General features: G+C 65.6%; 21 protein-coding genes and 2 pseudogenes. 8 read left to right on the top strand and 15 right to left on the bottom strand.

The annotated features are described in order from the left end of the window. Positions 1-315: 315 nt before the first annotated feature. Positions 316-790, top strand: a pseudogene (locus ACFVJ3_RS42455) (prolyl aminopeptidase); the annotation flags it as partial. A gap of 18 nt (positions 791-808) precedes the next feature. Here the strand turns inward: ACFVJ3_RS42455 and proY are convergent. Further along, a pseudogene (proY, locus tag ACFVJ3_RS42450) lies at positions 809-1,081 on the bottom strand (proline-specific permease ProY); the annotation flags it as partial. A 368-nt stretch (positions 1,082-1,449) separates the two neighbouring features. On the opposite strand from proY, the gene ACFVJ3_RS42445 reads away from it, so the two are divergent. Continuing rightward, positions 1,450-1,722 carry a DUF1634 domain-containing protein gene (locus tag ACFVJ3_RS42445; RefSeq protein WP_378457768.1) on the top strand — a complete coding sequence of 91 codons (273 nt, stop codon included), beginning with the start codon at positions 1,450-1,452 and terminating at the stop codon, positions 1,720-1,722. 182 nt (positions 1,723-1,904) lie between these two features. Here ACFVJ3_RS42445 and ACFVJ3_RS42440 read toward each other — a convergent pair whose 3' ends face one another. The 3 genes from ACFVJ3_RS42440 to ACFVJ3_RS42430 all read right to left on the bottom strand — a co-directional run bounded on the left by ACFVJ3_RS42440 (position 1,905) and on the right by ACFVJ3_RS42430 (position 4,299). Further along, a complete protein-coding gene (locus ACFVJ3_RS42440) occupies positions 1,905-2,543 on the bottom strand; it encodes a cytochrome b (RefSeq protein WP_378457767.1) in 639 nt (212 codons plus the stop codon). After that, positions 2,540-3,640, bottom strand: a complete 1,101-nt coding sequence (locus ACFVJ3_RS42435) for a catalase family peroxidase (protein ID WP_378457766.1) — start codon at positions 3,638-3,640, stop codon at positions 2,540-2,542. The genes ACFVJ3_RS42440 and ACFVJ3_RS42435 overlap by 4 nt, the downstream gene beginning before the upstream one ends. A 128-nt stretch (positions 3,641-3,768) precedes the next feature. Then, on the bottom strand, positions 3,769-4,299 hold the full coding sequence (locus tag ACFVJ3_RS42430; RefSeq protein WP_378457765.1) for a hypothetical protein: 531 nt from the start codon (positions 4,297-4,299) through the stop codon (positions 3,769-3,771). Positions 4,300-4,516: 217 nt separating this feature from the next. Between ACFVJ3_RS42430 and ACFVJ3_RS42425 the strand changes: the two genes are divergently transcribed. From ACFVJ3_RS42425 to ACFVJ3_RS42415, 3 genes are all read left to right on the top strand, one after another. After that, positions 4,517-5,062 (top strand): sigma-70 family RNA polymerase sigma factor, encoded by a 546-nt coding sequence (locus ACFVJ3_RS42425; protein WP_378457764.1) that lies wholly within the window; start codon positions 4,517-4,519, stop codon positions 5,060-5,062. Continuing rightward, the gene (locus tag ACFVJ3_RS42420) at positions 5,052-5,720 is read left to right on the top strand and encodes an anti-sigma factor domain-containing protein (RefSeq protein WP_378457763.1); all 669 of its coding nucleotides are present in this window, start codon (positions 5,052-5,054) and stop codon (positions 5,718-5,720) included. The genes ACFVJ3_RS42425 and ACFVJ3_RS42420 overlap by 11 nt, the downstream gene beginning before the upstream one ends. A 217-nt stretch (positions 5,721-5,937) precedes the next feature. Beyond that, on the top strand, positions 5,938-6,336 hold the full coding sequence (locus ACFVJ3_RS42415) for a hypothetical protein (RefSeq protein ID WP_378457762.1): 399 nt from the start codon (positions 5,938-5,940) through the stop codon (positions 6,334-6,336). An 83-nt stretch (positions 6,337-6,419) separates the two neighbouring features. Here the strand turns inward: ACFVJ3_RS42415 and ACFVJ3_RS42410 are convergent, their stop codons facing one another. From ACFVJ3_RS42410 to ACFVJ3_RS42360, 11 genes are all read right to left on the bottom strand, one after another. Then, positions 6,420-6,917, bottom strand: a complete 498-nt coding sequence (locus ACFVJ3_RS42410; RefSeq protein ID WP_378457761.1) for a hypothetical protein — start codon at positions 6,915-6,917, stop codon at positions 6,420-6,422. A gap of 191 nt (positions 6,918-7,108) precedes the next feature. Next, positions 7,109-8,539, bottom strand: a complete 1,431-nt coding sequence (locus ACFVJ3_RS42405; RefSeq protein WP_378457760.1) for an aldehyde dehydrogenase family protein — start codon at positions 8,537-8,539, stop codon at positions 7,109-7,111. Between the two features lie 461 nt (positions 8,540-9,000). Beyond that, positions 9,001-9,531 (bottom strand): hypothetical protein, encoded by a 531-nt coding sequence (locus ACFVJ3_RS42400; RefSeq protein ID WP_378457759.1) that lies wholly within the window; start codon positions 9,529-9,531, stop codon positions 9,001-9,003. A gap of 65 nt (positions 9,532-9,596) precedes the next feature. Continuing rightward, positions 9,597-10,541 carry a PDR/VanB family oxidoreductase gene (locus tag ACFVJ3_RS42395; RefSeq protein WP_378457758.1) on the bottom strand — a complete coding sequence of 315 codons (945 nt, stop codon included), beginning with the start codon at positions 10,539-10,541 and terminating at the stop codon, positions 9,597-9,599. Continuing rightward, positions 10,531-11,733 carry an aromatic ring-hydroxylating dioxygenase subunit alpha gene (locus ACFVJ3_RS42390; protein ID WP_378457757.1) on the bottom strand — a complete coding sequence of 401 codons (1,203 nt, stop codon included), beginning with the start codon at positions 11,731-11,733 and terminating at the stop codon, positions 10,531-10,533. The genes ACFVJ3_RS42395 and ACFVJ3_RS42390 overlap by 11 nt, the downstream gene beginning before the upstream one ends. A gap of 131 nt (positions 11,734-11,864) precedes the next feature. Further along, positions 11,865-12,617: a VOC family protein gene (locus tag ACFVJ3_RS42385; RefSeq protein ID WP_378457756.1), complete on the bottom strand. Its 753-nt coding sequence runs from the start codon at positions 12,615-12,617 to the stop codon at positions 11,865-11,867. Then, positions 12,614-13,762: a PucR family transcriptional regulator gene (locus ACFVJ3_RS42380; protein WP_378457755.1), complete on the bottom strand. Its 1,149-nt coding sequence runs from the start codon at positions 13,760-13,762 to the stop codon at positions 12,614-12,616. The genes ACFVJ3_RS42385 and ACFVJ3_RS42380 overlap by 4 nt, the downstream gene beginning before the upstream one ends. A 609-nt stretch (positions 13,763-14,371) precedes the next feature. Then, positions 14,372-15,271 carry a LysR family transcriptional regulator gene (locus tag ACFVJ3_RS42375; protein ID WP_378457754.1) on the bottom strand — a complete coding sequence of 300 codons (900 nt, stop codon included), beginning with the start codon at positions 15,269-15,271 and terminating at the stop codon, positions 14,372-14,374. A 191-nt stretch (positions 15,272-15,462) separates the two neighbouring features. Further along, a complete protein-coding gene (locus tag ACFVJ3_RS42370; protein ID WP_378457753.1) occupies positions 15,463-16,998 on the bottom strand; it encodes an APC family permease in 1,536 nt (511 codons plus the stop codon). Positions 16,999-17,196: 198 nt separating this feature from the next. Continuing rightward, the gene (locus ACFVJ3_RS42365; protein WP_378457752.1) at positions 17,197-18,528 is read right to left on the bottom strand and encodes a flavin monoamine oxidase family protein; all 1,332 of its coding nucleotides are present in this window, start codon (positions 18,526-18,528) and stop codon (positions 17,197-17,199) included. A 155-nt stretch (positions 18,529-18,683) separates the two neighbouring features. Beyond that, a complete protein-coding gene (locus ACFVJ3_RS42360; RefSeq protein WP_378457751.1) occupies positions 18,684-20,162 on the bottom strand; it encodes an aldehyde dehydrogenase family protein in 1,479 nt (492 codons plus the stop codon). A 575-nt stretch (positions 20,163-20,737) separates the two neighbouring features. Here ACFVJ3_RS42360 and ACFVJ3_RS42355 point away from each other — a divergent pair. The 3 genes from ACFVJ3_RS42355 to ACFVJ3_RS42345 are packed head-to-tail and all read left to right on the top strand — an operon-like array spanning position 20,738 to position 24,108. After that, a complete protein-coding gene (locus ACFVJ3_RS42355) occupies positions 20,738-21,682 on the top strand; it encodes a dihydrodipicolinate synthase family protein (protein ID WP_378457750.1) in 945 nt (314 codons plus the stop codon). A 4-nt stretch (positions 21,683-21,686) separates the two neighbouring features. Continuing rightward, positions 21,687-23,363, top strand: a complete 1,677-nt coding sequence (locus ACFVJ3_RS42350) for a tRNA-dihydrouridine synthase (protein WP_378457749.1) — start codon at positions 21,687-21,689, stop codon at positions 23,361-23,363. Next, complete coding sequence (locus tag ACFVJ3_RS42345; RefSeq protein ID WP_378457748.1) at positions 23,356-24,108, top strand: SDR family oxidoreductase; 753 nt, start codon at positions 23,356-23,358, stop codon at positions 24,106-24,108. Before ACFVJ3_RS42350 ends, ACFVJ3_RS42345 begins: the two co-directional genes overlap by 8 nt. The last annotated feature ends 45 nt before the right edge of the window (positions 24,109-24,153 follow it).

The raw sequence follows: 24,153 nt of genomic DNA, 5'->3' as shown, positions 1-24,153 counted from the left end.
TCAGGGTAAGTAAGTGCTCACCTGCCGGGGCTACAGCACCGAGTCTGCCCTACTGACTGGACCCGGTAGCTCCCATTAGGGTGAGTTGAGTCCAGCGGTTCACAGCAACCCCGCCTGAAGGGCGAGATGCGGATCAACCCGACGATGACGATTTCCAGCATGGTTCCGGTCGAGGACCATGGCCGGATGGATCCTTCGTATCCCCGCGCCGGCGGCCCGCAGTCACGACACGCCTTCAGCGCCGCCGCCGACAAGCTTGCCCATCTGGCCGCCTATGAGCAGGCCTGCCGGAGCAACGGCGGCGGCGCATACCTGTGGGAGCGGTTCGTCGAACCGGTCCCTGCCGCGGAACGTGACGGGAACCTGGCGGCCGCGTACGCCCGCCTGCTCGCGCACCCCGACTCCGCCGTTCGCGAAAACGCTGCGTTGCGATGGCGTGAGTGGGAGGACACCCATGTTTCCCTGGTCCCGGGATGGGCACCGCAGCCCCGCTATCGGGATTCCACGTTCCGGATGGTGTTCGCACGCCTGGTCACTCACTAGTGGGGCAACGACCACTTCCTCGCACAGAACCAGCTCCGCGAGGCAAATGAGTGTGCTGGCCGGGGTTCCGGCGGTGCTCGTGCACGGCCGGTCCGACGTGTCCGGTCCTCTCGACACTGCGTTGGAGCTGTCTCGTCGGTGGGAGGGAAGTCGGCTCGCCGTCGTCGAGGATGCCGGTCACGGCGGCGGCAGCTTCACCGGCGAATTCTTCGCTGCAATCAACTCCTGCGCACACCCACCGGCATGAAAGTCCTAGCAGTACCTAGTACTTGCCGGCGACGGTGATCTCGGCCATGCAGGTGCTCACCCACACCGCCCAGTATGTCCAGGCGAACCGGCCGAGGAAGTCGTGGGCGTATTCGGCGAAGCTGCCGGACACCGGCCGGTACGTCAGCAACTCGCCCAGTGCCCGCATGATCACGAAGATGACCAGGCCCGCGACGAGGTAGGACAGGATCAACGCGGGTCCAGCCTGCGCGATCGCACCACCGGAGCCGTAGAACAGGCCGGTGCCGATCGCCCCGCCGATCGCGATCATCACCGCTACCTGATTGAGCGTGAACGCTGAGCCGAAGCAACCGATAATGTCATGCTGATCGTCGCGCTCCGCGGGGTCAGACGGGGGAACGCGATGTCACCGCGCAACCTGAACAAGATTTTGAACGCGTAACGCTCGGGTGAGTCGATCACTGATTCGCGGCGACGTCGACCTCGGCTTCGCGGCACCGGTCGTTGTCGGTTCTGTCGCAGGATCTGTCCTCGGCGCAAAGATACTGGTTCGAGCGAACCCATCACGCGGGCGGTGTTCTTTGCGGTTCTTGTCATGGTTGCAATCCCGATGGGCCTCGCCGCCTTCGGTATGGTCGGTCGGGTGCACTGATGCGTGCAGAAGGCGAGGATCGGTCCTTGCATTCGCGGCTCGCGCGCCTTTGGCGGTGGGGAACCGCGATCGCCACGGCTGTAACGGCATTCGGGATGATGGCAGCGTTCACGGCGCCCAATCGGTGGACCGCCGCCGCGATCACCTGCGGGCTACTCCTCTTCACGGCACTACCCGTCGCCGGACTGATCCTGGCCGTCAACCACTTCGCCCGACGGCTCGATTGGGTGTACGCGGGCATGACGGTGGGCGTTCTCGTCGTGGTCGCGGTGAACGTTCTCGCGGGAAGTGTTCTGTGACGGCAATTGGCGACACTCGACGTTACGGTGCTCACAAGGTCGTCGAGGAAGGTACCGCCCCCGTAGTTCGGCTACGGCCACCGGACACTGCCGGCGGCTGCGGCGGCAGCTTCGAGCCGAGGCTGGTGTCGACGGGTGCTCGCGATGTCGGAGGCCCCCACACCACCCTTTAGTTCAGGGGGCTAGTTCAGGGGTCGATGGAGCGTAGTCGTTGTGGCGTCAGCCGGTGTCGAGGTGTGATTGTCGGTTGGCTCCGCCACCGGGGTAGTCCCGCGGATCGGCTGCAGGGTCATCCGGTCGAGTGTTCGGTCGCCGAGCACGAGGGTGTGGAACATGACTGCGCACAGGTGGGCGGTGAAGGTCAGGAACAGCAGGTACGCGAGGATCGTGTGGGACTGTCGCAGGAGTGCGTACACGCTGGTGTCGTGCGGGGCGATCGCTGGTAGGTGCAGCGATCTGTAGAGCACGATCGGGGAGCCTGCGGCCGAAAGCATGGCCCATCCGATCACCGGCTGCACGAGCAGCAGCGCGTAGAGCAGGTATTCCGAGCCTTTCGCCACCCGGCGTTCGAGCGGTCGCATGGTGGACGGAAATCGTGGTGGGCGGTGCAGCAGGCGGTTCCCGATACGGATCACCACGAAAATGAGGATGACGATTCCCAGCGGCCGGTGGATGGCCCGCAGCAGGTCGTAACCGGTCAACGAAGCCACCATGGCGACGCCGATGACGAGTTGGGCTATGACCAGGGGCGCCATGGTCCAGTGCAGCAGCCGGGAGGGAAGGGCGAACCGGGTGGGACGGTCGATCGTCTTCTCGCTCATGAAAGCCCCTTCTCGACGGTGACTGCACTGGGCTGGGTGGGTTCGCTGGTTCGGCGAGTGAAGGATCGGGCATAGACCGCTGACCGTGCGCTGAGCAGCGGATCGTCCGAAGGGGTGATGCCCGCCGGCAGAATGAGCGGGTCGAAGTTGATATCCCGGGCGTTGCCCGGCTCTTCGGTTTGCACCGAGTCGATCGTGACCGTGCCGACGTCGAGGGTGCGCCGATTCTCGGGCCAGGGCAGGGTTGCGTCGTGGGTCGGGTCGCCGGGTTCGCCGATGGTGAGGACCAGTCGCCACCGCAGGGGAGTGCCGGCGAGAGTGCGGGTCAGTGCGTCGAAGAGGTAGTTCCGGTCCGGTGGCTGCCCTGGATGTGGGGGCTGGACCGGTTGTTCGGGCACGAGCGTCCAGCGCACCGCAACGGTGACCCCGGCGGCGTTGGTGAAGCTGAACGCGTTGAGCCCATGGAAGGTGCTGTCGCCGAAGCCGGAGGTGGGTGGATGCTGTCGGACGATCTGCATCGCTGCAGTGGTCTCGGGATGCCGGGCCAGGAATGCGGCCATCTTCTCCGGATCGGGTTTCCCGGTGCCCGCAACCGGTGTGGAGGCGAGCAGTCGTTGGTAGAAGCCTTCCGGGGTGTTGTCGAGGAAGACCGGGATGTTGATCATCGCGGTGCGCCACTGTTCCCCGTTCGGCAACGTAAAAGCCAATCCCAGCCCGCGGACGGTGGCGTTTGCGTCGGCGGCGTCGGGCAGGCCACCCGAGAGTGAGAACCGGCCGGTGACTGGAATCCGGCCGGGCTGGAAGACGGCGGCGGTGGACACCGCGGTCCCAGCCCCGTTGCTGATGAAATGCCCGGTGGCACTGAGTCCTTTGGCGTGGTTGCGCCGGAATCCGTCGTGCCTGCCGTACACCTGCTCGAACCGGTCGGTCAGTCGCGACGGGGTCAACACATCGGGGGTCAACCAGCCTCCCGCGTAGAGGAACCCGCCGACGTCCGCCGCGGCGATCCCCCCGACCGCGGCCAGCCCGAGCAGGACGCCGCGTCGGCTGACCGCCGACCTCGTCGGGGGTGTCGCCGGTTCGGTGTCCTCGTTCATCGGTCGGTGCTCCTCGCCGGCCCGGCGATGTGGTTGGGCACCGCGCTCACGTCCGGTCGGCTGTTGTTGAGATGCGTACTCACATCGGTCCTTCACTCGAGTGTCCGATCCCGTGGGCGGTGTGGTGCCTATTGCCCGGACGTGGAGGGCGGAACCGGTGCCGGGGACGCCGGCATGACGTGCCATTGCCCCTTGACGCCGTCGCCGTTGGTTTGGCCGGGCGCGGTGTCCTTGGCGAACCGGTGCAGGGGATGGCCGTCGTAGACCGCCTGCTGGGCTCCGTCGTCCGGGCGGGTGAGGGTGCCGAGCGCACCCGTTAGTTCCGCCCGTCCGCCGGTATGGGGCGCGCCGAGGGTGGGCGGCCACACGGTGGTGCACTGACCGACACACGCGGAGGTGTCCGGGGTGTCCTCGGTGAACCAGTACAGCGTGTATCCGGCGGGGTCGGTCACGACGGTGCCGAGCGCGGTCTCCTGCGTGCCGAGCTGCACGGCGCCGCCACCGGCTGGGGTGGTCGAGGCCTGTGCGGTCGACGTTTGCGGTGCCGCGCCGGCCTGCGGTGCGTGCTGCGTGTCGCCGTTGTCGTTGCCGCATGCGGACAGCACCACCAGTGCGGCGCCGATCCCGATGCCTTGTGCCAGTAGCGTTCGTTTCTTCATGCGCTGCCTCGTTCCGTTCGTGATTGCCGTTGTGCGAGCCACATCTGCACGGGGATACGGATCGGGAGGCGTCAGGCATTCAGATGACTGGCTGTGATTCAGATCACGGCTATCTTGCGGGATTGCGGTGAAGGATTCGCCGGGCAGATCCGTATACCCGGGTAAGGACCGGTCGGCGATCGACGCGATGGGACAGTAGCTATTCGGAGGTGACGGCGTGCGACTGATCCTGCAACGCAGGCAGGCCGGGGGACTCGGCGACGAAGCGGTGCTGCGTGCGGCCTACGAGGACCACGCCGGCGAGCTGTTCCGGTTCGCGCATCGATCTCTGGGTGATGCGGGCGGCGCCGAGGAAGCCGTGCAGGAGACGTTCCTGCGGGCGTGGCGGGCAGCGCAGAGCTACCAATCAGATACGGCGTCGCTGCGGACCTGGCTGTTCTCGATCTGCCGCAACATCATCATCGACATCAGCCGCGCCCGGGCGAGTCGACCGGTGCTGGCGGGCACCGAGCCGGCCGATACCCCCGGTACCTCCCAGCCCCTTGAAGAATTGGTGGTCGAGCTGCAGGTGGAGGAGGCGCTACGTCGGTTGTCCGAACAGCATCGGCACGTGCTGATCGAGGTGCACCTCCGCGACCGGCCTGCCGCCGAGGTTGCTGCGCAGCTCGGGATCCCCGAGGGCACCGTCCGCAGCCGTGTCTACTACGGCCTCAAGGCCCTTAAGCTCGTCCTCGAAGAAATGGGGTGGCACGGTGACTGCTGATCAGTGCCGGCACATGCGCAGCCTCCTCGGCATGCACGCCCTGGATCGGCTCGACCCCGCTTCGGCGGTCGCCCTGCAGGCGCACCTCGACGGCTGCCGGCAGTGCCGCACCGAACTGCGCGAATTGCGCGGGGTCGCCGGGGCCCTGCGCTTGGCCGACCCGGATCGGGTCACCGACAAGCCGGCCGGGCCGCCCTCCTCGCTGCGTACCGCCGTCTTCACCGCCGTCGACCACGAACGACGGCGGCGGCGCGTCGGCAGAACAGCCCGGCTCGTCGCCTCGGCCGCGGCGGTGTTGATCGTCGCACTGGGGGCAGTTCTCGTCGTCACCTCCCAGCAGTCGACGTCGACGAACGCTCGGCCGGTCGCGTTCACCACTCAACCTGCCGGTGTCCACGCCTCGGCCAATGTGGAGAACCGTAACTGGGGCACCAGCGTCGCCCTCGATGTCACCGGTCTACCGCAGGGCCAGCGCTACGCGGTGTGGCTCGAACGACCGGACGGGAGTCGAATGGCCGCCGGCAGTTTCATCGCCGGCGGCGAGAAGAAGATGTCCATGCAGCTCGCCGTCGGACTACCGATGTCCGACGCCGCCGCACTGGGCATCAGCACCCCCACCGACCCGAGCCCCATCCTGCGGGCACCACTTCATCCTTGACGCTCACCAGCATCATCCACCGCACCAAATGAAGACGGTGGCGGGAGATGTGCGAGTGCGTCGTCGAGGTGGGGGCTCCAAGGTGTTCACGGGGATTCGTTGCGAGCGGCGGGCGGTGTCTGGGGCCCCGGTGCGGCGTTGTGGGCCGGTTCCGGTGAGTCTTTTGCGCGGTGGTTAGGGGTCCGTAGAAGTGTGGCCGCTCGCCCAGCCGTTGTTTGTGGCACTCGATCTTGCCCAGGACCCCGGACGCGAGATCCTCGGGGAATGGACACCTTCGTCACGGTTGCATCGTGTCTGGTACCCGGCGGACAGCCCTGCCGTCAATCTGCTGGGCCATCGATGTCCGCTGGGTAAGTCGTCGAGCATCGACCGCCGGCACCTCGCCGGGCAGGGATGGCGGGTGCTCGATGCGGACGCGATCAAGGACTACCTGCTGCGCGATGCGATCGAGCAGGGCATCTACACCAACCTGCTGAGCATGTATCTCGCCGCTCAGCGAGATGGTCCGGTCCGAGATGAACGCCGGTACCGCCGCACGGTGGGCGCCGGCAGTGAGGCGACGCTCGCGCCGAGAGCCGTAGTCGCCGGCTGTGCTGACCCGGGATGCTGCTCGTAGGCGACAGGAGGCCACGCGGACTCCCCGTAGCCGATGCCATCCAGGGAACTGTTTAGTTCTTTATCCAATGGTATGAAGCGCCGTCACCGGTTCATCTCGTGGCGGATCGCATCCTGGACTCTCCCGTGAGCCACCGCGACACCGCCCGCGATATCGGCCAGTGCTCTCCGATGCTGCAGGCGCAACGGGTCGTTCACTGCGCCATCGTGCAGGTGTTGCCGATGGGGAAAGACCGGGCGTGACTCGGCCTTCACAAGGTGCTGATTGAACGTTTCCGTGAGCTGCGACAGCTCGTTGAGTCGTCGGTAGACGTCATCGCTGGCCACGACCTGCGCGTGGCTGAGCAGGGAATCGAAGTCGTCACCGCCTATCATTTCCGCGTCATTCGGGTGCGATGTAGCCGATGCCGTTGCGGTTGTCGCGAGGCGCGCTGTCGCTCTGAGTAGGTCGGCGTAGATCGCGAGCCGCAGCTTCACGAGCTGGTCTCGGCGCGCATTCTTGCTGCGCAAGCGCTCGGTGATCCACGGTGAGAGGGCCGTGCCGACTATCCCGGCCACGCCCATCCACATGATCGCATTCACGATCAGTCTCCCGTCTCTTCTTGTCTCCGTGTCGAAGACCCCGTAGTCGGAGGCTGTTCACGGCCGAATCTGGTTGTACGACGCCTGGCCGGCCCGAAACCGCCGCGCTCACACGCAACGCCGGCAGGCGTCGGGGCAGAACCAGAGGCGCCGAGCATCCATCTGCACAACGAGAACTCCCACCGGGTAGATCAGTCCTCGTTGTCGCCGAAGATCGCCTTGGCCTCGAGGTACTCCATCAGACCGAATTTGCCGAACTCCCGGCCGTTGCCTGACTGTTTGTAGCCGCCGAACGGCGCATCGAAGGCCAGCGGAGCACCATTGAGATGAACCATTCCCGTCCGGAGCTGTCGGGCGACCTTCCGCGCGCGCTCCGGGTCGCTCGACGAGACCATCCCGGACAGCCCATACGCGGTGTCGTTCGCGATGCGGATTGCGTCGGCCTCGTCCTCGTAGCCGATCAGCATCATGACGGGGCCGAAGATCTCCTCTCGCGCGATGGTCATATCGTTCGTCACGTCCGCAAAGACGGTGGGCCGCACGAAATAGCCGGTGGACAGGCCCGCTGGACGACCGACTCCACCAGCGACGAGCGTGCCGCCCTCATCGATGCCGGTCTGAATCAGACGCTGAACTTTGTCGAACTGTGCCTGTGACACCAGCGGACCCGCGGTCGTTTCCTCGGACTCGGGTTGTCCGACCACGATCGACGCGGCGGCGGTCTTCGCGATCGTGATCGCTTCGTCCATGCGGTTCGACGGAACCAGAATGCGCGAGCCCGCGTTGCAGGACTGGCCCGAATTGACCACCACACCTAATACGTCTCGGGTAATGACTTCTTCGAAGTCCGCGTCTTCCAACACGATGTTCGCCGACTTGCCGCCGAGCTCCTGCGCGACGCGTTTGACCGTTCTCGCAGCGTTCTGAGCGACCTCGACGCCGGCGCGTGTAGATCCGGTGAACGACACCATGTCGATGTCGGGGTGCATCGACAGTGCGGCTCCGACGGTAGGTCCGTCACCCTGAACGAGGTTGAATACTCCGGTAGGGACACCCGCTTCATGAAGTATCTCCGCGAAGATGATCGCATTGAGTGGCGCGATCTCGGACGGCTTCAACACCATCGTGCAGCCGGCGGCCAGCGCCGGTGCGACCTTCGCGGCGATCTGATTGACAGGCCAGTTCCAGGGTGTGATGAATGCACACACGCCGACCGGCTCATGCACGACCGTTGTCGTACCGATCTTCTCGTCGAATTCGAACGCGCGGAGCGCATCGACGGCCGCGGTGAGATGCACCAAGCCGGACGGTGCCTGAGCGGTCGTGGCCAGTGAAGTCGGTGCGCCCATTTCCTGGGTGATCGTCGACGCAAGGTCGCCCATTCGCCGCCCGTAAACCTCGATTATCCGATCCAGTAACGCAATCCGGTCAGCACGTGTCGTCGACCCAAAATCATCGAAGGCTCGGCGGGCGGCGGTGACGGCGCGGTCGACGTCTTTCTCGTCGCCCAGCGCGATGGTGGCGACGGTTTGCTCCGTCGCAGGGTTGACGACGTCGAGCGTGTCGGTGCCGATCGGGTCGACCCACTCGCCGTCGATGTAAAACTTCCGGGTGTTCTCCACGGTGCTCCTTTGGTCGGCTGCTGCAGAAGGTAGGGACGGTTGGGTATCGCGTTGGTGCCCCTTCGGGGTGAGCCGCGATGCGTCCAGGGGTCCTGGCGGGATTGCGTCGGAGTGTTTCCGGCGTCTGACCAACAATGACCCATCACAGCTCAGACGTCTGTCCGCCAGCCGGGCCATCTGGGGGATGAATGCGTTGTCCCCCAACCGGAGGACAACCGCGATTTCGGGTCGGGCAATTATGGAATGAGCCCGGACTCCGCGACTGCGTCCCGCCAGGAAGGAATGCGCTCTCCCGGCTTTCGACGGATTCGAGATATCAGGCTCTACAAAGTAATTCAGCCGGGCTTACCGGTGCCGGTCTGGGGCCACGCGCTCATCGGTTCCCCGCAGTCCCGGGCCCTTCGTGAACCGGACGCCAGGTCGGCGGCGACGACCGCACCACAGAAACGACCACCCCGGATCTACAGGCCGGTTCCGTCAAGGCCAGTGTCCCGTGCGGGCATCAAGTGGCTGCCCGTCGGGGAGCTCCACCTGTTGGCGGACTCATGGGGTTTACGGTGAGCGAGCCCCAGTCGGTCCGGGTGCAATATCGGCGCGAGTTTGAGGGTGCACAACTCGTCGAGGCGGCGTCGGACGCTCTCGTTCACCCCGGGGTGGCGGAGGAGACGCCGCAGTCGCTGGTAGAACTCCGTGGGGAAGACGCCGAACTCGGGCAGGATGTGTTCGTCTCCGCCTCCGAAAGGTGCCCACTTGACCGCGAAGTCGAGCACGGCGAGTTCGTGTTCGTCTTCGGTCACGTCGTCTCCGTTCTTCCAGTCCTGATATACGGGTGTCAGGCGTGGCCGCGCGACATCTCGCGCGGCCACGCCCGCCGGTCGTTGCACGTCGAGGCAGATGCTCTTCCGGCCTGCCCAAGGAACACCGCTTCGACTGCAACCCACCTTCAGCGTGCCGGCGTTGGCCCGGATTGCGTACGCGACACCGATCGGCATGCGCGCCACCACGTGGGTGGCAGCCCGAGGGGATGGCCGGGTAGCCGGCCACCCCGCCCTCGGTGCTACAGGTCGAGGACCAGTCGTGGGCCGATGGCGCGGGACACGCAGATCAGCATCGAAGTGCCTGCCTCCCGCTCGTCGTCGCCGAGGAGAAGGTCGCGGTGGTCGGGCACCCCGTCGAGCACCTTCGTCTCGCAGGTGCCGCACAGGCCCTCTCCGCAGGACGTCGGGACGACGACGCCGACGTCGGCCAGCGCGTCAACGATCGACTGGCCCGGCGCCACGGAGCAGACCACGCCGCTGCGTTCGGCGACGACGGTGAACGCGTCCGTCGGCCCGTCGGTGATTGCGCCGGAGAACCTCTCCAGGTGCAGTGACCCCGAGGGCCACGACTTGCACAACCGCTGCACGGCGTCGAGCAGGCCGGTGGGGCCGCAGCAATAGACCTCGGTGTCGGGCCGAGGTGTCCCCAGCAGCGCGGGCAGGTCCAGAAAGCCGAGCTCGTCCTCCGGGACCAGCTGCACCCGGTCTCCGTAGCGCTGTAGCTCGCTGGCGAAGGCCATCGAGTCGCGGGTCCGCCCGCCGTAGTGGAGATTCCACTCGCTGCCGTCCTGCTCGGCCTGTCTGATCATCGCGAGAATCGGCGTGATTCCGATTCCGCCGGCGATGAACAGAGCCCGGTGCCGGGCAGTGAAGGTGAAGTTGTTCCGTGGCCCCCGCACGGGGACCACGTCGCCGACGCGCAGTTGTGTGTGCACGTGCTCGGAGCCACCTCGGCTCTGCGGCGCGCGCAGCACCGCGACCTCGTAGGCCGCGTCGTCCCGGGGGACACCGCAGAGCGAGTACTGGCGCACCAACCCGTTCGGCAGCAGCAAGTCGATGTGTGCTCCGGGCTCCCAACCGGGCAGCGAGGTGCGGTCGCGGCGCTCCAAGCGCACCTGCCGCACACCCGCTGCCAGAGAGGCGACGGCGGTGACCTCGAGCGAAAACTCGGGGTCACTGGTCATCAGGGCCGCCGAAAGTGATGGTTTGTGCGATGTCCCAGCGCCCGGTGAGATAGGCGGAGGCGAGCTGGGCCTGGAAGGCGCGGACGCCGTCCTCGCGCGCGTCGAAGGGCCCGGGCCGGTACCCGTTGCTCAGCAGGCCCTGGTACACGGACTCGCAGGCGGCGAAGTCCTGGCGGTTGGTGATGTCCCAGAACCCCGCGGCGAACGAGGGGTCGAAACCCGTGCGCTCGGCCACGTGGCGGGGAAACAGCCAGGAGCACTCCACGAACGTCTCCCCGGCAGACAGAGGCACCAAACGGTGGGTCATCACGTAGTCCGGTTGCAGGGTGAGCAGCAGATTGGGCGCGAGCATGAAGTAGATCGTCCGACGGGCCTGCTCGTCGCTGATCCCGGCGATACGCTCGCCTCCGCTGCGGCCGTCGAGGCTCATGGTTTCCACATTCTCGCGCAACTCCAACGGTCCGCCCAGCCACATGCCGGTGTGCCGCAGGCCCATCGCTGTCTCCGGCGGGCTGACCCGGCAGAGCTCCGGGTGGATCGAGGGGCAGTGGTAGCACTCGAGGTAGTTCTCGATCACCAATTTCCAATTGGTCTGGAGCGTGTAGCTGTGAGACTCGCCGACGACCATGTCCGTGGGATCCCAGGGGGCGACGACATCGGTCAGATTGCCGACCCACTCACTGAAGTCGGGGGCATCGTCGGAGGCGTTGACGAAGATCCAGCCGAACCACTCGACTGCGCGCAATCCGACAAGCGGCCATTCCTCTTTGGTGAAGTTTTCCGTGCCGGTGAACTGCGTCGCGGAGCGGAGCTCGCCGTCGAGTTCGTAGACCCACGAGTGGTAGGGGCAGCGCACCGCCCTCTTGTTGGTGCACGAGTCCACCGCCACCAGCTCGTGCCCCCGGTGCCGGCACGCGTTGTAGAAGGCGTGGAGTGTGCCGGCAGCATCGCGGGTCAGCAGGATTCCTTGGGTCCCGACCCGGACGGCGCGCTGGTCACCGGGCCTGCCGACATCACTGCTGCGCCCCACGCAGACCCACGCGGCCTCCAGTAGGTGCTTACGCTCCCAATCGAGGACCTCGGGCGAGAGGTAGGCATCCGCCGGAAGCGTGCGTGCATCTGAGAGTTGTTCCTGGAGCACGGAGTCCAGTGCAGCAGGGGTGAGGGGTGCGGGCGGGAGGGCGGTCGTCATGGCGTCGTCTCCATCGTGGGGGAGTGCTGGATCAAGTGACAATGAACTTAATCACTAATTCAGCCCTTCAACATATGCCCGTGCACAGTTCGAAGAGCGCCTACTGTGCACGCCCACACTCACGCTCGCACTTACGTCCAGATTGAGGCGTACTGCGTGAGGAGGTCGTCGGAGGCCGGCGTCTGTATTCCGAAGGTGACCCCGAATGGATCGGCGAGCACGGCGAAGGGGCCCATCGCTGATTCGGTGGCCGGCACCCGGACCCGGGCGCCGAGGTCGCTCAGACGGGCGACCTCCGCTTCCAGGTCGAGGACTCGTAGGAAGGGGATCCAGTGCGGCGGAACGGCAGAGGGCAGGACGTCCAACATGTCGACCACGCCGGCCAGTGGTCGGTCCGCGGACACCAGCAGGCGGTAGTTGCCCGGGCCGGGTGCGGGCTCGTCGATCACCTGACAGGACAGCGCCTCGGCGTAGTAGGTTGCTGCCTCTTCGGCCAGTGGCGTGTACAAATCGACGAAGGCAACGTCCCCCAGTCGCTGACTGGGCGGTCGCGGGCCGGTGTCGGTCAGTCCGAACAGTGCCCCGTCGGGCGCGGAGTACACGGGTTGGTGTCGGCCGTCGACAGGCACGGTGCCGGCCGGCCGGGCGCCGAGGTCGAGCGCTCGGCGGCCGGTGGCGGTCATGTCGTCGGTGCCGAAGCAGGGCACCCAACACCCGGACGGTGGTGTGGGAACGTCACCGGCCGGCACGAACGAGATTCGTTGTCCTGAGCCCTCTCCGGCCGTTTCGTGGTTCATGGCGAGGGTGTAGAACGCGTGGCTGGCCGGTGCGTCGCCGCCCACGAAGAGGACCGTGTCGAGGGCGACCCGGGCGCCGCCGGTCACTGTGGACCTCGCCCGTCGAGCAGCGACGACAGATCGGTGGCGGAGCCCAGTTCCCAGCCGGTCGTGGCGAGCCAGAAGTGTGTGCGACTGCTAGGCGAGTCGATGTCGCGCCCGGTGAGCTCCTCGATCAGTCGCAGCCGGTTGCGTAAGGTGTTGCGGTGCACGAACAGTGCCGTCGCCGTGGCTGCCGGTGCGCAGTCCTCGGCCAGGTAACAGCGGAGTGTGGTCACGAGTGAGGTGCCGTTCTTCCGGTCGTACTCGAGGAGTGGAGCCAGTGCCTCGGCCGCTAGATCGCGTAGCGGCATCCCGGCCTCGATGCTGGCGATCAGGAGGGCCGTGGCCAGGTCCTGGATCCGGTGCACGTGCACACCGTGGCCCTCGGCCAAGGCGTTGCGCGCCTCGAAATAGCCCAGCCGAAGACCGCGCACGCCGACGCGCGCCTTGCTCACCCCTACGCGGGCGTCCGGCCCCAGGCTGGTGAGGTGCTCGTGGCACAGTTTGGCCACGAACAGTCCGGCACCCTCCGGGACGACCAGGACGACGCGGTCGTGCACGATCGCCCGCAGGTGCGGGTCCTGGTGCTGACTCAGCAGGGTGTGCAAGTTCCACGGGTAGGAACGGAGTCGCCGAGGCGGACAAGCCACGGACCCGACGACTACCTCATGCGCCTTGCCGGCGTCCAAGCCGTGCTCGCCGAGCCGCCGCGCAGCCTCCTGCTCACTGGACTGACCGGCGATGACGTCCTCGAGTACCTGGCCGAGCAGCTCCCGTCGCCCGCTCAAGACAGCGTGTCGGCGGGACAGCTCGATGCCGGCCAGCGTCGCGGCGAACGAGAGCAGCGCCGGTGGGATGTCCTGTCCCCGCGCGCACAGCACAGCGACCGGCTCGCCCTCCAACTCCACCGGCCGGAGCATGCATCCGGCCACCAGGTCCCCGGACGGGGGCGAGGCAGCGACCAGTTCTTCGGCCGACCACTCGGCCCGCGCCGGCACGCTGACCAACACCCCACCGCGTAGGTCGATCACGGCCACCGGCGCGGCCGAGAGCCCGTGCAGCGCGGTGACCAGCGCATACAGTGGCCGCTCAGCGGTCAGCGCGTCGGCCAGGACCCGGTGGTCGGCGAGATCAGGGTCGGCCGACGTCATAGCGTGCATCCTACGCACGGTGCGGCCGGGCGATGTGGTGCGCCGCCAGTCGATGCCGGCGCGGAGCCGGCAGACGATTTCCTCCCCGACCTGCGGAGGCAAGAGTGAGGATAAGTGTGGGCTCCTCGACGTCGACGCGATCGCCGCTGCTGCCTTGGCTGCGTCCGATACGACGCGCTCGTCAAGCGCGCGACGCTCGCAGTCGTGTGTGCCCACGCTGCCCACGCGCGACCCGTACGGCGCTGCGCGAAGACGTCGGCGAACCGTTGCACCAGCGGCAGCTCCTCACGTGCGTAGCCGGTCGTGGTGAACGTCTGTCCGTAGCCAGGCCTGCTCAATCGGGAACTCACGGTGGCACAGGGTGTTCGAGCGCTGCGACAACCACTGGGCTCTCGGGCCACCTGCTGTCGCGACGGACGTGGCGGGCATCGCCCCGCGCATCCCGTGACCTGGGGGAGGGTGGACTGCAGGCCGACCAGGGAGGCACAGCGCAAGCGGCGGGTGCGATGCTCCTGAATCAGCTTGCCGACGGCACCGGAGGTGTTGTCCGCCAACAGAAGGGGGGAGCACTGCCTCCGCCGAGCACGACGACGGCTACTTCTCACTCGTTCACCGTTGCTCCCCTTCCGAGGGAGGGGCGAGACCGGCGTCGCGGACTGCCTCGCGCAGAAACCGCAGGACCTTCCGAGTGATTTCCCAGCGCAGCTGCGCGGCCGGCAGAACCGTCCAGTAATGCCCTGAGTACGTGACCTCCTCGGGGAGGACCCGGACCAGGGACGGGCGCCGACGTGCAATGTAGGAGGGCATGACGGCAATCCCCACCCCGGCCAGTGCGGCTTCCTCGTGTACCAGGAGATTGTTGGACTGCAATCGGATGATATTGGGCAGCATCGGTCTGAGAGCCGCAAAGTCGGGCACCGCTGCGAGAGGGTCCTCTGCGTACCAGCACAGGACGTGCTGTTGCAGGTCCTCGATCCGCCTGATCTCGGCGTGTTCGCGCAGGTACTCCTCGGTAGCGTAGAGCCCGATCTCGTAGGTGACGAGTTCCTGGATCGTGACGCGGGGAGACGTGGGCTTGGTGCGGACCACCGCCGCGTCGAAGGACACGCCGTCACGGCTCGCCAGGGAGTCCGCCGTCACGATACGCAGGATGACCCCGCTCTCGGCGATCAGGCGACCGCAGCGCGGTGCCAGGACTGTCGCCGCGAACCCGTCCGGGGCCAGGATGGTCCATTCCTCCGGGCCGGACACGATCGGGTCGCCGTCCGCGAACACATCGACACCGAGGGAGACCATGCGCGCAGCCGGCAGGAGACCTTCGCCTGTGGGTGTCAATTTCCACCCGGTCCCACTTCGGCTGAAGAGTCGAGTGCCGAGCGCTTTCTCCAGCCGACCGATCCGGCGACTGACGGTTGTGTAGTCAACCCCCAGCTCCTGGCTGGCGCGGACTACAGACTTGGCCTCGGCCACGATGTGGAAGTACTTCACGTCTTCCGCGTCCACTCTCATCCGATCCCTCATACCGATCTCACTTCGATGCGATCCCGACGGTCAGTCCGGCTTCGGGAACCGTGGTCATGGCTCCAGACGCCGGACTGGTACCGGCCACCCGGGGCACGCTCGCGTCCGATCCCGGGGCAGCGTCGTGATCAGCACGGTATCGGCGGTGAACCTGCCTGGCGTAAGCCGTGCCTGGCACCTCACAAAGATTCCTTTTCGAGGTCCGTCGGCGTCATCGCATCACGGTTCGTCGAGCTGGTAGGCGAGGAATGCATCTGCCGCATCTCGTGCTCGAGGGCGAGAGCGTCGGCACCGTGAGGCATTGCAGGCGCAGGAAGCCGCCAGAGCATTGGAAGCTTGTCCTGGACCACGCGCCGATACGCATAGAGCACGACCGAGAACAGCAAAACGGCCACCGCGACCAGAGATTCTCGTGCGCCCCCATAGCCCAGCAGTTCGGGATTCAGGACGCCGATCACAGTGATGAAGATGTTGAACGCCACCAGAACTGCGACGACGGGTATCCACGCGCGGTGTCGTCTGATCGGCCGCGGCCAGTTCGGCCGGTCCTTGCGCAGCAGCAGGAACGCCGACAGGCCCAAGATGATGGCCAGGAGGTAGCCGAGGTTGCTTGCCAGCAAGATACTCACCGGATGGCCCACCAAGACCATGACGGTCGCGTTGAGGAGCACGTCCAAGGTCAGCGACCGGCCGGGCACACCCCAGCGGTTGACCCAGTCGAGTTGCTTGATGGTCATGCCTTCCTGCGCGAGCCCGAAGAGGGCGCGGCCCCCATCGGCGGTCGTGGAGATGATAGAGATCAGCAGGGCCGACGCGATCACGATCGTTCCGATCCAGGCCGCGCCACCGAACGCCTGGTCGAATGCGACGGCGACATAGGTCACCGGGTTGTCCCGGACCACGCCCTCTCCAAGACCACCCGCGAGGGCGGTCGGGACGACGACGAACAGTACGATCATGAACAGCGAAATTCGCGACATGGCCTTGGATGTGTCGCGGGCGGTGTCCTTGTACTCGGGGGCGAACGAAGCAACGATCTCGCCCGCGTAGATCGTCCACGCGGTCACGTAGAACACGACAGCGACTGTTTTCCAGTCGCCGGCAACCGACCAGGACAGGTTGGCCGCCGACCAGTGAATTGACGGGCTGACCAGGCACGCCACCGTTATTACGGCTAGACCTGCGACAACCAGCAATCCGAGCACCTTGTTGACGGTGGCACCGAACTTCAAGCCGAAGTAGTTGAACGCCCAGGCGAACAGCATGGCGCCGAGGGCGAAGAGGTGTTCGAGCCCGAGGTGGTTGCCGAAGATGTCGAAGGCGAGAGTGTTGTCCTGGAACCAGGTCGCTTCGATCAACTCTCCGAAGACGACCGAGGCCATGGAGATGGACAGGGACCAACCGAGCCAGTAGCCGAACGCGGCGATGGCTCCGAGGGGAGCGAAGTATTTCTTCCAGCCCTCGATGGCATAGCGCGCGACCCCTCCGGAGTCGCGGGGGAACATTGCTGCCATCTCCGCAAAGACCTGGCACTGCAGGAAGCTGATCACCGCTCCGATGAACCAGACCGTAATTGCGGTCCACGCGCCGACGACCCCGAGAAGGTACCCGAACGTCACGAACAACCCAACTGGCAGGGTCAGCGCCATGGCCATGCCATCGCGCCAGGTGAGCTTCTTGGCGAGTCTTCGATGGTCCATGCTGTTTTCGGTCATGTCTCGTCCTTCGTTTATTGTCCCCCGGTTGTCAGGTGGACGCGATCGCCTGGATCGGCACCATCTGGTGATCTGTATGGGCAGCAGGGCCGGGCCGCCGCGCCGCCGCTAGCGTCCCGGCCCTGCATGCCTGGGCCTTCACCCCTGACTGCGACGTGCATCCGAGTCGCGCCGAAGGGGTACAAACTGTGACAGGGCTCAGCTGGGACTCCCAGACATCCGCGCATGAACCTCTCGATCAGCCCGGATTCCGGATTCGATTGCGCCATCGATGAACCCGTTCCATCCATTGGCGATATCCGAACCGGCAAAGAACAGCCTGCCCTCGGGCTTCTGTAGCTCCGCGAGCAACCTCGTTGTCTGGCCCGGTCTGAACATGCACCACGTGCCGCGCGAAAACTCGTCACTTGCCCAGTTATGTCCCGTGGTAGCGACGACCTCCAGATCCCCAAACAGCTTGTGGAGCTCCGCACTGACTTGGTCAACGTCGCAAGCGTTCAAATCAGCCCCCTCGGGGCCGAATGCGATAAGCAACTGACCGTCATCGAGAACCTTGTCCGTGACGACATAGTTGATCAAGTGGTTCTCCGGGGCAACGGCAAAGAACGGCTTGGGCAAGTCACCTCGAACGTGCACCCACGCTTTCGAACCACGGCCGGGCTGGCCCTCAGAGATTCCAGCCTGTTTCGCAGGGGATAGGGCGGGAGTGAAATCGATGGCACCGAGAGTATTCAATGGTGCGGCGACGACCACGTATTTGGCCCGCAAGGTATCGCCTTGTCGGGTGGTCACGATCGCACCTTCATCCGATTGTTCCACCGCGGCAACCGGAGTGCTCAGCCGAACGTCGGCTGAGGAGTCGTCCGCGATGGCCTGGATCAGAGAGCGTGTTCCGTTTCTGAGTTTGTAGCGACCCACCGTATCGAATACTGCATTGATATCGAAGCCGCTGAGCGCATACCAACGCAGCGCGGCGACCAGACCAACGTCTCCACACGGGGCGGAGCCCATGGCTGTCCACAAGCCGTTGGCCAGGTCTTTCTCTTCTGGAGTCAGGTCAAGTTCGTCGATCCGATCTTGGATCGACAACTTGTCCACCACCGCTAACGCGTCCTGTTGGAAAAAAGGCTCAAAGGGCCGCTCGAGAACCTCCCGAGCGTCCTGAACGACCATCTCCATGAGCGACTCGATAGCCGAGGAGGCCTCCTCGTAGGGGACGCTCGTCCGCTGGCCTCCGGTCACCGTGGCTGCGATCTCAGGCGCGGACACTCCGATGGTTTCGACAAGCTCCAGGTTGTAGCGCGAGATCTCCGCGAATGCATGGGGCTGGAACCAATGGACCCACGTGCCCCCCAACTCCAGTGAGTGCCCCGGCAGAGCGTCGTCCTTGTACCAGGTTCTGCCTCCAATGCGATCCCGGCCCTCCAGCACCACCACGTCGTACCCTCGGCGACTGAGATCCCGAGAAGCGGTAATGCCGGCGAATCCGGCTCCAATGATCACAACATCACAAGACTGATTATTTCCCATGTCCTCATCCACTAATCACAAAGAATTTCTTCGGTGACAATCCGATTGGGTCCTCTTCGGAACGAAGCAACGTCCCCGGCGTGGGGGCAATCGTCGTCCAGTTGTCTACACGGTCACGCGGCCCTCGAATAAGCACTCCTCTTTCCACGAAAGGTTCAGTCGCTCTTCTTGACGATGTGAATGACGCTGGTGTCGGTGAACTCCAGGAGCCCCTCCATGCCGAACTCAACGCCGATACCCGATTGCTTGCGTCCGCCGAAGGGAACGTCGGGCAAGACAGCGCAATGCGTATTCACCCAGACGGTTCCACTCTCGAGGCGCTGAGCGACGGCGGTGGCACGCTCCACGTCGGTACCCCACACCGAATTGCCCAGGCCGAATTCGGTCCCATTGACCCGGTCGATCACCTCGTCGAGGTCGTCGTACTTCAAGATGGCGCGGACGGGAGCGAAGGTCTCCTCGGAGACGAGCGGACTGGCGTGGTCGATGTCGCGGACTACCGTGAGCTGTACGAAGTAGCCGGGGGCGTCGAACACTTCGCCACCGGCGATGACCTTCCCATCACGCGCCGCGAGGTCGAGCGCCGTCTTGGCGGCCTCGAACTGCTTGGCGTTCTGAACCGGACCGTATTCGGTCTCCGGGTCGAGCCCGTGTCCGACCTTGGCGTCGATGGCCAACCGGGCGAACTCATCGCAGAACTCGTCGTATTGCGAAGCGTGTACAAAGATCCGCTTGATGTTGATGCAGACCTGACCGGTGTTCCAGAATGCCCACTGGAAGATCCCCTTGGCGACCGTCGGTACGTCCACGTCGTCGAGCACGACCGCTCCGTCGTTTCCGCCCAACTCCAAGACGACTCTCTTGAGGGTCTCGGCGCTGCTGGCCATCACCTTGCGGCCCGCCGCGCTGGAACCGGTGAAGGAAATCTTGTCGACCTCCTTGTGGGCGGTCAGGTAGGGGCCCAGATCACCGCCATCGCCCACCACGTTGACCACTCCGGCCGGCACCAAGTCCTGGAGCAGCTCACCGATCAACATCGCGTTGAGTGGCGTGGTCGGTGCCGGTTTGATGACTATCGTGTTGCCCGCGAGCAACGCCGGCGCCACCTTGTAGATGGTCTGGAAGAAGGGGAAGTTCCACGGGATTATCCCGAGCACCACGCCGATGGGTTTGCGGTGGATCTCGATCCGTGACTCCTCGTCGTCACGCACCACCTCGGGGTCGAGGCGCAGGTCGGCGATGTGGCGCATCCAGACGAGGGCCGAGTCGACGTCACCGTCGGCCGAGGCAGCCGGCTTGCCGGTTTCCAAGGTGATAATCCGCGAGATCTCCGCCCGCCGCTCCTCGATGCGCTGCGCGAGCTGGTGCAGGCACCGTGACCGCTCTTCCACGGTGGTGTGCTGCCAGTCCCTGAAGGCACGTGCCGCCGCCCGGTATGCCTGGTCGGCCTGCGTCTCATCAGCGACCGGCGCCGTCGCGATGGCCTCACCGGTTGCCGGATCGACGACCGGCTGGCTCGATGCCCCTTCGACTAGTTTCCCGTCGATCAACTGCTTGAAGGCCCGATCTGACAGGTCGACCAGGGCAACCGAAGTGTCCAGCTCGAGGGGTGTGGGCGGTGGGGCAGTCGTCATGTCGTCGTCTCCATCGTGGGGAGGGATCTGTCATTCACAGGCATCGTCGGTCGCATCTCGCCTCGTCCGTTGCGGAGTGAGCAGCATTGGCTGACCGTCGATAGGTGAAGGTGATCCGCTCGGCTGGATCAAGTGACAATGAACTTAATCACTAATCCGACGCGCCGACATATGCGAGCGCACAGTTCGAGACGAACGGCCTGTGCACGGCCACACTCATGTCCAGGTCGACGCGTACTGCGTGAGGGTCCAGCTGTGCACCATGAATCCGATCGAAGCGTCCTTCCCGACGTGCGGCATCACACCAAGGTCGCCAAGGGTCGAGGTTTCAACACCGGTCTGGATCACGTTGGCGTTCATAATATTCGCGGCCGCTCGGCACCGCTGGCGCTCCGCCCACGCACCGCACGTGGTCGCCCACGTCAGGGCCGGCGCCGGCCCGCGCGGACGCACTGGCCCGGAACCTATCTGACCTGCGATCTCTGCACGGATGCATATCGACTTGCAGGACTGTCCCTTGTCCGCCAACCGCATTCGTTCCTACCGTTCTCTCACCGCATCAGAAAGGGGACATCATGGTCCAGAGCGACGCAGTCTCATCAGTTCGGGGTCTTATTCCAGCCCACATCACTCCAATGTCGACGGGCGGAGAGATTCACTGGGATGCACTCACCTCTCACATCCGGTGGCTTGCCGAGGTACCGGGGGTGCAGTGGATCACCACCACCGCCCACGCCTCGGAGGTCGCGACCCTGACCACCGAGGAACGGCAGCGCATGATCGAGCACGCCGTCTCGGTGGTCCCGGAGTCCATTGGCGTGGTGGCCGGCGTCTACGACGACGGCAGCGCCCGAGCCGCTGCCGAGGCGCGTCGATCCGTCGAGTCCGGAGCGAAGGCGCTGTTGGTCTTCCCCTCAGGAGTCTTCGCCGGAGGGTCGCAGCGGCGCGCGGAATCCCAGCGCTCCCACTACGAAGCGGTCGCCGAGGCGGTCGACGTGCCCCTGATCCTCTTCAAGTATCCGGTTGGCAACCCCCTCACGCTGCCGCTCGAGACCACCTTGGAACTCTGCCAGACCATCCCGACCGTGGCGGCCATCAAGGAGTGGTCCTACGACATCGTCGAGTACGAGGACACGTGGCGGGCGATCAAGGCCGACGCCCCGCACGTCTCGGTCCTGAGCACCTTCAGCCGCTCCCTCTTTGCATCTCTGCTGGTGGGCAGCGACGGCGTGCTGAGCGGTCACGGAAGTATCGTCGCCGACCTGCAGAGCGAACTCCTTACGGCGGTGCAAGCTGGAGATCTGGACGGGGCGCGAAAGGTCTGGGATCGCATCTACCCCCTCGCCGTTGCCTGCTACGCCGATCCCTTCTTCGACCAGCACAACCGGATGAAGGCGGCCCTGGGCATCCTGGGTCGGATCCCGCGCGACGCCACGTTTGTGCGGCGCCCCTTGGTTGAGGTCAACGGAACTGAGCTCGCCACGCTCGAGGCCGCCTGCGCCAGCGCCGGGCTCGTGTAGCGCCATGTCCTACGTCCACCTCTTCAGCCCGAGCTCGATCGGCGGCGTCGAGATTCGCAACCGGGTCGTCTTGCCCAGCATGACCACCCGGCTGGCCACCCCCTCCGGAGAGGTCACGCCGGAGCTCGTGAGCTACTACCAGGAGCGGGCCAGGGGTGGCTGCGGCCTCGTGATCGTGGAGATGGCCTCGCCGCAGCGTCGTGGTCGCCACCGAGGGCGCGAGCTGGGCATCGACTCGGACGAGTACATACCCGGCCTGCGCTCTCTCGTCGCAGCCATCCACGAGCAGGGTGCCCGGGCCGGCATCCAACTCGGCCACGGCGGAGCGCGGGCGCTCCCGACCGAACTCGGCGGGCGTCCCCTGGCCGCGACTGCGGGGCCGGTACCCGTGTTCGAGACGGCACGCTTCGTGAACTTTCCCGAGCTTTTCGACGAGGACTCCCTGGAGCAGCTCGTGGTGGATCACGTCGACGCGGCCAGACGGGCCGAGGAGGCAGGGTTCGACGTGGTTGAGCTCCACGGCGCCCACGGATACCTCCTGGCGCAGCTGATCAGCGCCGACGAGAATCGGGTGCTGCCGGACGCCGCGGCCCGGTACGACTTCCTCGCGTCATTGGTGCGCCGGATCGTCGACGCTGTCGACATCCCGCTGAGCTACCGCCTCAGCGGTCAGGACTACTACTCAGCCGGACAAACGTTGGACGACTCGCTCGCGTTCCTTCCCTACCTGGAGGACGCCGGCGTCTCCGCCGTCTCGGTGACCGGCGGGCACTACAAGTCCGCCGATCCCGAGATCATGATCCCGCCCATGCCGTACAAGGACGGCGTATTCCTCGACGCGGCGCGCGTGGTCAAGACACGCACGCGGCTGCCCGTCATAGCGGTTGGACGGGTGAACAACCCGGCTGTGGCCGAAGACGCTCTCGCGCAGGGGTGGACGGACTTCGTCGCGGTGGGGCGCGGCCAGATCGCCGATCCTCATTGGGCGCGCAAGACGCAGCAACAGCAGCAAGTGCGAGAGTGCTTGGCGTGCAATCACTGTGTGCGGACCATGCGCTCGGGTAAACAGCTTGCCTGCGCGGTGAACCCCACCGTGACGACCACCGCCAGGCCTGCCGCTGGAACCGCTGCGCAACGTCGACTCGTGTTCGGCGCCGGGCCGGCCGGCCTGACCTACGCTTTGGAATCGGCACGAGCGGGACACCAGGTGTACGTCATCGCACGGGACCGCACCTGGAAGGCGGCGGCAGCACCCACCTTCAACGGCTACACGCCGGATCGACAGCGGATGCACCGCTACTTCGACGGACTGTGGAACGAGGCCATCGACGCCGGCGTTCACATCTCCCCGGAGGGGGACCGGGAACCGCCGCCTGAATGGCGTACCGACGTCGACGTCGTCGTTGACGCCAGGGGCGCCAACTATGTGGGCAACCTCGGGCCCCTCGTCCGCATCCTCATCCGCGTCCTGTCCCGCGCACCACTGCCGAAGCGGCTGATGAAAAGTGATCGGCTCCACCACGTGTTGCTCTATAACCTGCGCAACCCCCGCACGAAGGAGCCGACCCGCATACCGGGAGTTCGCACCATCAAGATCGGCGACGCGGCGCGGCCGGGCGAGCTGGCCGCGGCCGTGCACGACGCATACATCCAAGCTTGGAAGGAAAACATTGATGACTAGTAACCCGATGCGTTGCATCGTCACCGGGGGCAGCCAAGGCATAGGCGAGGCCATCGTCGAGAAACTCCTGTCAGATGGAGCTGCTGTTGCCGTAATCGACCGGCAGGAGCCCAATGCCCGACTGAAGGGCCGGGTAGCTTTCGCCGAGTGCGACGTGAGCGATGCCGCTGCCATGGAGAACGCGGCCCTGGCGCTGACAGATGCGCTGGGAGGCCCACCCGACACGGTGGTCGCCAACGCCGGAAGGTGCGTGTCCGGTCGGTTGGCGAGCGACCCCGTCGACAACCTCGTGAACCACTTTCGGATCAACACCTTGGGAGTGCTCAACACCTTCCGCCCTCACATCTCCCATATGCGCGCCGAAGGGGGTGGGTCGCTGATCGCGATCACCTCGAACTGTGCGCACAAGCCCCGTCTCGACCTCGGCGCGTACTCCGCCACCAAGGCCGCTACCAAAATGATGCTCGAATGCCTCGCACTCGAGCTTTCGGCAGAGGGAATCCGCGTCAACGCTGTCGCTCCGGGATCCTGCGACACCGAGATGCAGCGCCGGCAGTGGGAGGAGCTCGGTGTCCCGAATGACCGACAGGTCGTCGGCGACCTGAAGTCCTATCGGTCCGGCATCCCGGCAGGCAGGCTGGCGACGCCAAACGACATCGCACAGGCGGTCGGGTTCCTGGCCTCACCGGCCGCCGAGTTCGTACGAGGTGTGACGTTGGTCGTCGATGGCGCGCAGTCACTTTGAACTGACTCGACGGCGCGCACCATCGATCGTCCTCGCAACCCCGGT

This window comes from Rhodococcus sp. NPDC127593 (assembly GCF_042671975.1).
In the GTDB taxonomy this organism is placed as follows: domain Bacteria; phylum Actinomycetota; class Actinomycetes; order Mycobacteriales; family Mycobacteriaceae; genus Rhodococcus_F.
Note: the sequence above shows the minus strand (reverse complement) of the source record. Positions and strands in the feature narration are given on the sequence as shown.